Consider the following 11,577-nt stretch of genomic DNA (forward strand, 5'->3'; position numbering starts at 1 on the left):
GGTGCAGATCGGGCATGGCAACGCCATGGCGACCGCCGCAATTGCGGCGCTTGCACACGACCTGCCTGCGACGTCGCCCGTCATCACGCCATGTGACGGCCGCCGCAGCCAGCGCAGGCCGTCCGCGCCTGCCCACGTAAACCGCCGACGCCCACGTCCCTGCGCGCCGACCTGCTTTTTCGCTTCTTGGAGATTGAAATGATCCGTTTTCTGCAACGCTACAACGTCGGTGTCCGCCTGTCGTCCGCCTTCGGCCTGCTGATTCTTCTTTCGGTGGTCCTGGTGATCATCGGAATGTCCGGCATGGCCGAGGCGCGCAAGCACCTGGACATGATCGTGCTGGACCGCATGGCGAAGATCGAATTCAGCAACCAGATGCTCGATGCCAACTCCTCGGTACTGGTCGCACTGAGCACCTACACCACCTCCACCGATCCGGCGATTCGCCAGCAAGCCTTGGAGACGTTCACCAAACAGCGCGAGCGCTACGCCGCAGCACGCGCCAAGATGGACAAGCTGTCCAGCACCGCCGCCGGCCGCGCCATCCGCGCCGACATGGACGCCAAGCGCGCCGCCGCCAAGACCATCAACGACACCATCGTGGCGCTGGGACAGAAAGGCGACACCGCCCAGGCGGTGGAGATGCTGAACCGGCAAGCGCTACCCGCGACCCTGGCATGGCAGGGCAAAATCCGCGAGTTCGCCGATCGGCAGAAGTCGCAGGCCGCCACGAGCTACCAGGCGGCGCTGGAGGCGATGCACCGTGGCCGCATGCTGCTGATGGGCGGGACCGTGCTTGCCCTGGTGCTCAGCGCCTTGCTGGCGCTGACCATCACCCGCAGCCTGACCACGCCGCTACGCCTGGCCACGCGTACCGCCGAGGCCATCGCCAATGGTCACATGGACAACGCCGTGCGCACCGAAGCCCGCGACGAAACCGGCCGCCTGTTGAACGCCATGTCACGCATGCAACAGCAGTTGCAGGCGGTGCTCGCCGCGCAGGCGGAGATGGCGCAGCGCCACGACGCCGGCCAGATCAGCTTCCGCATGGACGAAAGCGCCTTCCCCGGCGACTACGGGCGCATGGTCCACGACAGCAATGCGCTGGCGGCGGCGCACATCGCGGTGACCGAGCGCCTGGCGCAGATCATGGGCCGCTACGCCATCGGCGACCTGTCCGAGGACATGGAGCGCCTGCCCGGCGAGAAAGCCCGCCTCACCGAGACGATGGACACGGTCAAGCACAACCTGACCGCGATGAACACCGAGATCAAGCACCTGGCCGGCGCGGCCGCCGCTGGCGACTTCAGCGTGCGCGGCGATACCGCGCGCTTCCAGTACGACTTCCGGCTGATGGTCGACAGCCTCAATCAGCTGATGGCCACCGCCGACGGCAACCTGCAGGCGCTGTCGTCCTTGCTGCGCTCCATCGCCGCCGGCGACCTAACCGCGCGCATGCATGGCGAGTTCCAGGGCGTGTTCGCCACCATGCGCGACGACGCCAACACCACCACCGAACAACTGGCCGCCATCGTCGCGCGCATCCAGACCGCCGCGGTCAGCATCAATGCCGCGGCCAGCGAGATCGCCACCGGCAACGACGACCTGTCACGCCGCACCGAGCAACAGGCCGCCAGCCTGGAGGAGACCGCCGCCTCGATGGAGGAGCTGACCTCCACGGTGAAGCAGAACGCCGAGCATGCCCGCCAGGCCAACCAGCTGGCGGCCGGTGCGGCCTCGGTCGCCTCGCAGGGCGGCGACGTGGTCGGCCAGGTGGTGCAGACCATGAACGGCATCGAGACCTCCTCGAAGAAGATCGCCGACATCATCAGCGTCATCGACGGCATCGCCTTCCAGACCAACATCCTGGCGCTCAACGCCGCGGTGGAAGCGGCCCGTGCCGGCGAACAGGGTCGAGGCTTCGCCGTGGTCGCCAGCGAAGTGCGCACCCTCGCCCAGCGCTCGTCGAACGCGGCCAAGGAAATCAAGACCTTGATCGATGATTCGGTCGAGCGCGTCGCCACCGGCTCGGCCCTGGTCGACCAGGCCGGCAAGACCATGAACGAGATCGTCTCCTCGGTGCAGCGGGTCACCGACATCATGGGCGAGATTTCCGCGGCCTCGCAGGAGCAATCCGCCGGCATCGAGCAGGTCAACCAGACCGTGATGCAGATGGACGAAGCCACCCAGCAGAACGCTGCGCTGGTGGAAGAGGCCACCGCCGCCGCCCGTTCGATGGAGGATCAGGCCGGCCAGCTGAGCCAGGCCGTAGCCCTGTTCAAGATCGACCAGCAGGCACCGGCGGCGGCCCGCCGCGCTTCGGCGCCGCTCGCCACGGCCGTCGCACAGCGGGCGGCCAACAAGCCTGCACCGCAAGCGACCGCGCGCCGGTCCAGCGCCAGTGCCACGCCGGCCGTTGCCGGCGGCGGCGATTGGCAGGAGTTCTGATCGCACTTCACCGCGTCGCAAAGGACACCTGAGCAAGCCCAGGAGCGCAAGCTCCCGGGCTTTTTCTCGTCCAACGCCGCGAGGCAGACAGCGCGACCTGCAACCACCAGCAGAGCGTGAAGCGCATCCACGTTTGCGTGAAGCCGACGTGAAGTAAATCTAAATGCGCGCCATTGGCGCTTAAAGAAGATCGACGACACGCCGATACGTGATCTGGATACACAAATTGTCTACAAATTTGAACAAAAGTTGCCACAGGCCGGTAGAGCAAGAAAAACGCAATTGGAGTATCCATTTCCGATCTTCAAAACCTATCGAAGTCAGGAAAACTATCAATTGAATGCTTTTGATTCACAGCCGAAATAGATAAGGCAGCGCCCAACGCCTCCGCGGACATCGACTCAGGCACGGGGTACGCCATCCCCCAACGCTCCACTCTTCCACCAGGAATACGACGATGACGCTCAAGAACCTCAGTCTCTCCGCCAGGCTCGCGCTCAGTTTTGCCGTGATCGTGCTGATCACTGTGATCATCGGCTCGATCAGCCTGAGCAGCCTGTCCTCGCTCAATACGGCCGCCGACATGAACGACCACACCTACAAGGTGCTGGCGACCGGCGACATGATGGAAGTCGATGCGCTCAACGTCGAGACCGGCGCGCGCGGCTATCTGCTGTCGGGCAACCAAGACCACTTGCAGCCCTACACCGCGGGCCTGGCCAGTTTCGACAAGAACTTCGCCGAGGCCAAGCGCCTGACTGCGGACAACCCGCGCCAGCAGGCGCGGCTCGAGAAGCTGCATGCGTCGTTCGACGATCTGGTCGGCGTGGAAAAGCAGATCACCGCCTTGCGCGCGCAGTCCGACGATACGGCGCAGGTCGCCGCCGAGTTCAAGCAGGCCCGCGACCGCAAGGCGATGCAATCGATCCGCAGCCTGCTCGGTGAGTTCACCGACGAGGAGCGCGGACTGCTCGCCAAGCGCAGCGAAACCCTGAACACGGTGCGCGCGCAGAACAAGTGGGCCGTGCTGCTGGGCAATCTGCTGGTGATCGTGGCCGCGATCGGCATGGCGATCGTGATCCGCCGCCAGTTGCTCAAGCGCTTGGGCACGGCGATCGACGTGGCCGACGCCATCGCCCGCGGCAAGCTCGACAACGCGATCGACCTGCGCAGCAAGGACGAGGCCGGCGTGCTGCTGACGAGCATGGACAAGATGCAGAGCCAGTTGCAGGCAGTGCTTGCCGCGCAGACAGAAATGGCCCAGCGCCACGACGCCGGCCAGATCAGCTACCGCATGGACGAGAGCGCCTTCCCCGGCGACTACGGCCGCATGGTCCGCGACAGCAATGCCCTGTCCGCCTCGCACATCGCGGTGAAGCTGCGCCTGGCGCAGATCATGGGCCGCTACGCCATCGGCGACCTGTCCGAGGACATGGAGCGCCTGCCCGGCGAAAAGGCCGTCCTCACCGAGACCATGGACAAGGTCAAGCTCAACCTGACCGCGATGAACAGCGAGATCAAGCACCTGGCCGGCGCCGCTGCCGCGGGCGACTTCAGCGTGCGCGGCGACACCGAGCGCTTCCAGTACGACTTCCGGCTGATGGTCGAGAGCCTCAACCAGCTGATGGCCACCTCCGATGGCAACCTGCAGGCGCTGTCGTCCCTGCTGCAATCGATCGCCGCCGGTGACCTGACCGCACGCATGCACGGCCAGTTCCAGGGCGTGTTCGCCACCATGCGCGACGACGCCAATGCCACCGCCGAGCAGTTGGCGGCCATCGTCGCGCGCATCCAGACCGCCGCGGTCAGCATCAACGGTGCCGCCAGCGAGATTGCCGCCGGCAACGACGACCTGTCGCGCCGGACCGAGCAGCAGGCCGCCAGCCTGGAAGAAACCGCCGCCTCGATGGAGGAACTGACCTCCACCGTCAAGCAGAACGCCGAGCACGCCCGCCAGGCCAACCAACTGGCTGCCGGCGCCGCCTCGGTCGCCTCGCAGGGCGGCGATGTGGTCGGCCAGGTGGTGCAGACCATGAGCGGCATCCAAGCCTCCTCGAAGAAGATCGGCGACATCATCTCGGTGATCGACGGCATCGCCTTCCAGACCAACATCCTGGCGCTCAACGCCGCAGTCGAAGCCGCACGCGCCGGCGAACAGGGCCGCGGCTTCGCGGTGGTGGCCAGCGAAGTGCGTACCCTCGCCCAGCGCTCGGCCAATGCCGCCAAGGAGATCAAGGGCCTGATCGACGACTCGGTCAGCCGCGTCGCTACCGGTTCGGCCCTGGTCGACCAGGCCGGCAAGACCATGCACGAGATCGTCGCCTCCGTGCAGCGCGTCACCGACATCATGGGCGAGATCGCCGCCGCGTCGCAGGAGCAGTCCGCCGGCATCGAGCAGGTCAACCAGACCGTCACGCAGATGGACGAGACCACCCAGCAGAACGCCGCCCTGGTGGAAGAAGCCACCGCCGCGGCGCGTTCCATGGAAGACCAGGCCGGGCAGTTGAGCCAGGCCGTGGCCGTGTTCAAGATCGATGCCAGCAGCAGCCACGCCGGCCAGCCGGCCATCGCCAGCGCAGCGAGCGCACCGGTCCGCGCGGTCGCCCGGTCGGCCGCCAAGCCGGCGGCCAAGCCCGCCGCGCGCCCGGTGCGGCCATCGGCCCGGCCGATCGCGGTCGCGGCCGGCGACGACAGCTGGCAGGAGTTCTGAGCGCGCATCCCTGCCGCTCGTCTCGCACCAATGGCCCCGGGAGCGGATCGCTCCCGGGGCTTTTTATTGCCGCCATGCTTCGCCGCCTGGCCGCCGCCCGGCCGCCACACGGTGCGCCACCAAGGCGCGCCTTCCCCTCCCCGCGGCATGCGCCGCGGTAGACGGCGGGTCCGGATCCGACGTCGCCATCCGCGCGGATGCGCCCGCCCGGCGCGGCACACCACAGGCACCGACTACATTTCTGGGACGCGGTGCCGATAACGGCACTATCGCGCATGCTCCCTGCCTGGCTTGTCCGAAAGCAAGACGCTTTCCGAGGCGATGGCGCGATCTCTCCATCCTCCCATCGAGACGACCGCGATGCCCACGACGTCCTCCACACGCCCGAGCAGTGTCGCCACCCGCCTGATGCTGGGCGTGGCCGCGATCGCCCTGCTGTGCTTCGGCATTACCGCCGCCATCATCTACGCCCGCAGCAGTTCCGCCCTGCTCGCCTCCGCCAAGGTCGGCATGACCGACACCGCGCGCCTGGAATCCGAGCGCATCGGCAACACCATCGGCGCCTCCGCCGTCTCCAACCAGGCGCTGGCCAATGCCCTGCTCGCCCAGCGCGGCCAGGACACGGCGCGCGACCTGTTCAGCGAGAGCCTGCGCCGCGAACTGCAGCAGCACCCCGACTGGACCGGCATCGGCACGCTGTGGGAACCGCAGGCGCTGGACGGCAAGGACGCGGACTACGCCAACAGCGCCGGCCACGACGCCAGCGGCCGCTACATGGTGTATTGGTCCTGGCAGAACGGGGAACTCGTGCGCGATCCGCTGCACGACTACGAGGTGGCCGGCGCCGGCGACTGGTATCTGAATCCGCGCAAGCTGCTGCGGCCCACCGTGGCCGAACCCTACGATTACGAGATCGCCGGCAAGAAGGTGCTGATGACCACGGTCAGTACGCCGATCCTGGAAGACGGCAAGTTCCTGGGCGTGGTCACCACCGATTTCGGCCTGGCCGCTCTGCAGCAGCGCGTCGCCAAGCTGCGTCCGCTCGGCGCCGGCCGCGTGCGCCTGCTGTCGCCCGGCGGCGCCATCGTCGCCGACCGCGATCCCGCGCTGGTCGGCAAGAAACTGCAGGATCCGGCCACCCGCGCCCTGCTGGCCGACATCGCCCAGGGCAAGACCGTCGGCCGCGACAGCGTCGATCCGCAGACCGGCGCCACCGACGTGGAAGTGTATGTGCCGCTGCAGATCGGCCAGGCCCAGGAGCGTTTCGCGCTGGGCGTGGCGGTGCCGAAGGCGGTGCTGATGGCGCAGGCGCGCAACCTGCTGTGGACCATCGCCGCGGTCGGCCTGTGCGCCGCGCTGCTGCTCAGCGGCGGCCTCTACCTGCTGCTGCGGCGGCTGGTGGTCAAGCCCCTGGCCAGTGCGGTGGAGGTGTCCAGCGCGGTCGCCGCCGGCCGCCTGGACAGCCGCATCCAGTATCCGCGCAACGACGAACTGGGGCAGTTGCTGGGATCGCTGCAGCGCATGCAGCAGCAGCTGCGCGCGGTGCTCGACGCGCAGAAGGAGATGGCCCAGCGCCACGACGCCGGCCAGATCAGCTACCGCATGGATGAGAGCGCCTTCCCCGGCGACTACGGCCGCATGGTCCGCGACAGCAATGCCCTGTCCGCCTCGCACATCGCGGTGAAGCTGCGCCTGGCGCAGATCATGGGCCGCTACGCCATCGGCGACTTGTCCGAGGACATGGATCGCTTGCCCGGCGAGAAGGCCGTGCTCACCGAGACGATGGACACGGTCAAACGCAACCTGACCGCGATGAACACCGAGATCAAGCACCTGGCCGGCGCCGCCGCGGCCGGCGACTTCAGCGTGCGCGGCGACGCCGAGCGCTTCCAGTACGACTTCCGCTTGATGGTCGACAGCCTCAACCAGTTGATGGCCACCGCCGACGGCAACCTGCAGGCGCTGTCCACGCTGTTGAAGGCCATTGCCGCCGGCGACCTGACCGCGCGCATGCACGGCGACTTCCAGGGCGTGTTCGCGACCATGCGCGACGACGCCAATGCCACCACCGAACAACTGGCGGCGATCGTCGCGCGCATCCAGACCACCGCGGTCAGCATCAACGGCGCCGCGGCCGAGATCACCGCCGGCAACGACGACCTGTCGCGCCGCACCGAACAACAGGCCGCCAGCCTGGAAGAAACCGCCGCCTCGATGGAGGAGCTGACCTCCACCGTCAAGCAGAACGCCGAGCACGCCCGCCAGGCCAACCAGCTCGCCACCGGCGCCGCCTCGGTCGCCTCGCAGGGCGGCAGACTGGCCAGCGAGGTCTCGGAGAAGATGCACGGCATCGAGACCTCCTCGAAGAGGATCGCCGACATCATTTCGGTGATCGACGGCATCGCCTTCCAGACCAACATCCTGGCGCTCAACGCCGCGGTGGAAGCGGCCCGCGCCGGCGAACAGGGCCGCGGCTTCGCCGTCGTGGCCAGCGAAGTGCGCACCCTCGCCCAGCGATCGTCGCATGCGGCGAAGGAGATCAAGACCCTGATCGACGATTCGGTCGAGCGCGTCGCCGAAGGCATGGTGCTGGTCGATCAGGCCGGCAGCACGATGCAGGAGATCGTCGCCTCGGTACAGCGCGTCACCGACATCATGGGCGAAATTTCCGCGGCCTCGCAGGAGCAGTCCGCCGGCATCGAGCAGGTCAACCAGACCATCACCCAGATGGACGAGGCCACCCAGCAGAACGCCGCGCTGGTCGAGGAAGCCACCGCCGCGGCGCGCTCGATGGAAGACCAGGCCGGCCAGCTCAATCAGGCCGTGGCCCTGTTCAAGCTCGAGACCAGCGCCGGGGTGGCGATCGCTGCGCCGGCGCCCACGCGCCGCCCTGCGTCGCCCGCGCCGGCCACAGCGGCGGCCACGCCGCGGCGGCCGGCCACGGCGCCGCTGCGCGCGGTTCCGCGCGCGACCGCGTCGACCGACGATGGGCAGTGGCAGGAGTTCTGAGCCGCACCTCGACCCACTCCCGCGAGCGCCTTGCGCGCTTCGCGGTCCGGCCGCCTGGTTCCTGGTCGCGGCGGCCGCAGAGCGCTTAGCGCGTCACGCTCGTAAAGAAAGTGTATTCAGGGTCGATATAGAAAGCGGAACTGCCATGCCATGGGCGCCGCGACAGGCGTGCCCCGGCGCCGGCCGCATTGCGCCCGGCCCCACGGTTCCGACCGAACCGCCAATGGGAGCCGCACATGAAGCTACGCGTCATCGCCAGTTGTCTGACCTTGTGCGGCCTCGCCGGCATTGCGCACGCCGAGGTCGAACCGATCGCCACCGATCGCCCCGACTTCGTCGAATCCAGCCTCACCGTCGGCGATCGGCGCCTGCAGGTGGAAACCAGCGTGGCCTGGGAACGCGATGGCGATGTCGATGGCTACGCCACGCCGACCCTGTTCCGCTACGGCATCGGTCCGACCTGGGAGCTGCGCGTGGAGACCGACGGCTGGCAGACGATCGACGTCCCGGTCGGCGACGACGTCTCCGGCTTCTCCGACATTTCGCTCGGGCTCAAGCATCACCTTGCCAGCGAGATCGGCGGCGCCTCGCTGGCCTGGCTGCTGCACGTGGACCTGCCCAGCGGCGCACGCGACGTGCGCGGCAGCGGCGCCCGCCCCTCGTTCCGCCTGGTGGCCGAATGGGAACTCAGCGACAGCGTTTCGCTGGGGATGATGCCCGGCGTGATCCGCGACGAAGGCGACGGCGGGCATCGCTACACCGCCGGCATCTTCGGCGTGGTGCTGGGCAAGGCCTGGACCGACCGCAGCCGCTCGTTCGTGGAGCTGGCGCTACCGCAGATCGCCCATGCCGACGACGGCGGCACCATCGCCCTGCTCGACGTCGGCTCGGCCTGGCTGCTCAGCCAGGACGTGCAACTGGACGTGGTGTACAGCCGCGGCCTCAACGACCGTTCGCCGGACCACGCGCTCGGCGCGGGCCTGTCCTTCCGTTTCTGATCGGGCCACACCGATGAAAATCATGCATATGCTCGGGATCCTGGTGCTGGTGGCGGTGCTCGCCCTGCTCGCCCTGGGCGGGGTCGGCTACACCGCGCAGCAAGGGCTGCTGCGCTCGGTCGCGGCACAGGTCACCTCCTCGGACGCGCTGCGCAACCACATGCAGGCCGACATGATGCACGACGCCCTGCGCGGCGACGTCACCGCCGCCTTGCTGGCGGCGGCACGGCAGGATGAGGACGGGGTCAAGGCCGCGCGCGCCTCGCTGGGGGAACACGCCGGCGAATTCCGCAAGGCGCTGGACGACAACCAGAAGCTGCCGCTGGACGGCGCCTTACGCGCGCAACTGGATGCCGCCGGGCCTGCACTGCAGCGCTACATCGCCGCCGCCGACAAGGTGGTGACGCTGGCCGAGACCCAGGGCGACAGCAGCGCCGCCTATGCCGATTTCACCGCGCAGTTCGCGCGCCTGGAAACCGAGATGGACGCGATCAGCGACCGCATCCTGGCGCTGAACGAGCAGAGTCGCACCGCCGCCGAACAGCAGAGCCAGCGCGCCACCTGGCAGCAGACCGGCGCGGTGCTGCTCGCCGTGTTGTGCCTGGGCGCCGCCGCGGCCTGGATCCTGCGCTCGGTCGCGCAGTTGCTCGGCGGCGAGCCGCGGGTGGCGATGGACGCCGCCCAGCACATCGCCGAAGGCCGCCTGGACCAGCCCATCCCGGTCGCGGCCAAGCACGGCCGCAGCCTGATGGCGGCGCTGGCGCGGATGCAGCGCGAACTGCGCGAGCGCATCGAACGCGAGCGCAGCGTCGCCGCCGAGAACCTGCGCATCCGCACCGCGCTGGACAACGCGTCCACCGGCATGTACATCGCCGATCCCGACCTGACCATCATCTACGCCAATACCGCGCTGCAGACCTTGCTGCAGACCCACGCCGAGGACATCCATGCCTGCGCGCCCGCATTCGACCGCTCCGCACCGTTGTTGGGCCAGTCGGTGACGCTGCTGGAAGTCGGCAATGCGCAGGACGCAGAGATCTACCAGCGGCTGGACCGGCAGGGCGCGGCGCAGCGCGAGGTGCGCTATCGCGAGGTCTGCATCGCGCAGGAGATTTCCGCCATCCGCAACGCCGAGGGCGCGCATCTGGGCTTCGTCTGCGAATGGCGCGACCGCACCGCCGAAACCAGGGTGGAAGCGGAAGTGGCCGCGGTGGTGCGCAGCGCCGCCGCCGGCGACCTGTCGCAGCGCATCGACCGCACCGGCAAGCAAGGCTTCTTCCTGATGCTGGCGCAGCAGCTCAACGGCTTGCTCGACGCCAACGCGATCAGCATCGCCGAGGTTTCGCGGCTGCTCAGCGCGCTAGCCGATGGCGACCTCGGCGCGCGCATGCACGGCGACTTCCACGGCATCTTCGCCACCATGCGCGACGACGCCAACGGTACCGCCGAGCGCCTGGCCGATATCGTCGGCCGCATCCAGCGCGCCGCCGGCGACATCCACAGCGCCGCCACCGAAATCGCCCAGGGCAACAGCGACCTGTCGCAGCGCACCGAGCAGCAGGCCGCCAGCCTGGAAGAAACCGCCGCCTCGATGGAAGAGCTGACCGCCACGGTCAAGCAGAACGCCGAGCATGCGCGCCAGGCCAACCAGCTGGCCGCCGGCGCCGCCGAGGTCGCCTCGCAAGGCGGCGCGGTGGTCGGCCAGGTGGTCGACACCATGAGCGGCATCGAGACGGCCTCGAGAAAGATCGCCGACATCATCTCGGTGATCGACGGCATCGCCTTCCAGACCAACATCCTGGCCCTCAACGCGGCGGTGGAAGCCGCACGTGCCGGCGAGCAGGGCCGCGGTTTCGCCGTGGTCGCCAGCGAGGTGCGGGTGCTGGCGCAACGCTCGGCCAGCGCCGCCAAGGAGATCAAGGGCCTGATCGACGACTCGGTCGACCGGGTCGCCACCGGCGCGGAACTGGTGCAACGCGCCGGCCAGACCATGCAGGAGATCGTGGCCTCGGTGGGCCGGGTGACCGACATCATGAGCGAGATCTCCTCCGCCTCGCAGGAGCAGTCCGCCGGCATCGAGCAGGTCAACCGTACGGTGACGCAGATGGACGAGAGTACCCAGCAGAATGCCGCGCTGGTCGAGGAAGCCACTGCCGCGGCACGGTCGATGGAGGACCAGGCGGCGCAACTGAGCGACGCGGTGGCGGTGTTCCGGCTGGACCAGCACGCCACGCGTGGCGCAATTGCTTCCCCAGCGTCCGCCGCCACGGCCGCGTCGGGACATGCCGTAGCGATCGCGACGGCATCGCCGCACGCCACGCACGCGCCCCAGCCGAATGCGCAGGCGATCGCCGACGCGATCGGCACCCAGTGGCAGCCGCTGACCGCGTAGGGAAATGAATTATACAGCGT

General features: G+C 68.4%; 5 protein-coding genes. All 5 read left to right on the top strand.

Going from position 1 to position 11,577, the window contains the following annotated elements; all coding sequences use genetic code 11:
• Positions 1–198 precede the first annotated feature (198 nt).
• The 5 genes from GGR64_RS16130 to GGR64_RS16150 all read left to right on the top strand — a co-directional run bounded on the left by GGR64_RS16130 (position 199) and on the right by GGR64_RS16150 (position 11,557).
• Positions 199–2,448, top strand: a complete 2,250-nt coding sequence (locus GGR64_RS16130; RefSeq protein WP_184647079.1) for a methyl-accepting chemotaxis protein — start codon at positions 199–201, stop codon at positions 2,446–2,448.
• A 457-nt stretch (positions 2,449–2,905) separates the two neighbouring features.
• Complete coding sequence (locus GGR64_RS16135; protein WP_184647081.1) at positions 2,906–5,158, top strand: methyl-accepting chemotaxis protein; 2,253 nt, start codon at positions 2,906–2,908, stop codon at positions 5,156–5,158.
• A 360-nt stretch (positions 5,159–5,518) separates the two neighbouring features.
• Positions 5,519–8,167 carry a methyl-accepting chemotaxis protein gene (locus GGR64_RS16140; protein ID WP_184647083.1) on the top strand — a complete coding sequence of 883 codons (2,649 nt, stop codon included), beginning with the start codon at positions 5,519–5,521 and terminating at the stop codon, positions 8,165–8,167.
• Between the two features lie 236 nt (positions 8,168–8,403).
• A complete protein-coding gene (locus GGR64_RS16145; RefSeq protein ID WP_184647085.1) occupies positions 8,404–9,165 on the top strand; it encodes a transporter in 762 nt (253 codons plus the stop codon).
• A 13-nt stretch (positions 9,166–9,178) separates the two neighbouring features.
• Positions 9,179–11,557 carry a methyl-accepting chemotaxis protein gene (locus GGR64_RS16150; RefSeq protein WP_184647087.1) on the top strand — a complete coding sequence of 793 codons (2,379 nt, stop codon included), beginning with the start codon at positions 9,179–9,181 and terminating at the stop codon, positions 11,555–11,557.
• The last annotated feature ends 20 nt before the right edge of the window (positions 11,558–11,577 follow it).

This window comes from Xanthomonas sp. 3307, from assembly GCF_014199735.1.
Lineage (GTDB): Bacteria > Pseudomonadota > Gammaproteobacteria > Xanthomonadales > Xanthomonadaceae > Xanthomonas_A > Xanthomonas_A rydalmerensis.

Coding starts and splice junctions, on each gene's coding strand:
- GGR64_RS16130 (WP_184647079.1), top strand. CDS start 199: ATGATCCGTTTTCTGCAACGCTACAACGTCGGTGTCCGCCTGTCGTCC.
- GGR64_RS16135 (WP_184647081.1), top strand. CDS start 2,906: ATGACGCTCAAGAACCTCAGTCTCTCCGCCAGGCTCGCGCTCAGTTTT.
- GGR64_RS16140 (WP_184647083.1), top strand. CDS start 5,519: ATGCCCACGACGTCCTCCACACGCCCGAGCAGTGTCGCCACCCGCCTG.
- GGR64_RS16145 (WP_184647085.1), top strand. CDS start 8,404: ATGAAGCTACGCGTCATCGCCAGTTGTCTGACCTTGTGCGGCCTCGCC.
- GGR64_RS16150 (WP_184647087.1), top strand. CDS start 9,179: ATGAAAATCATGCATATGCTCGGGATCCTGGTGCTGGTGGCGGTGCTC.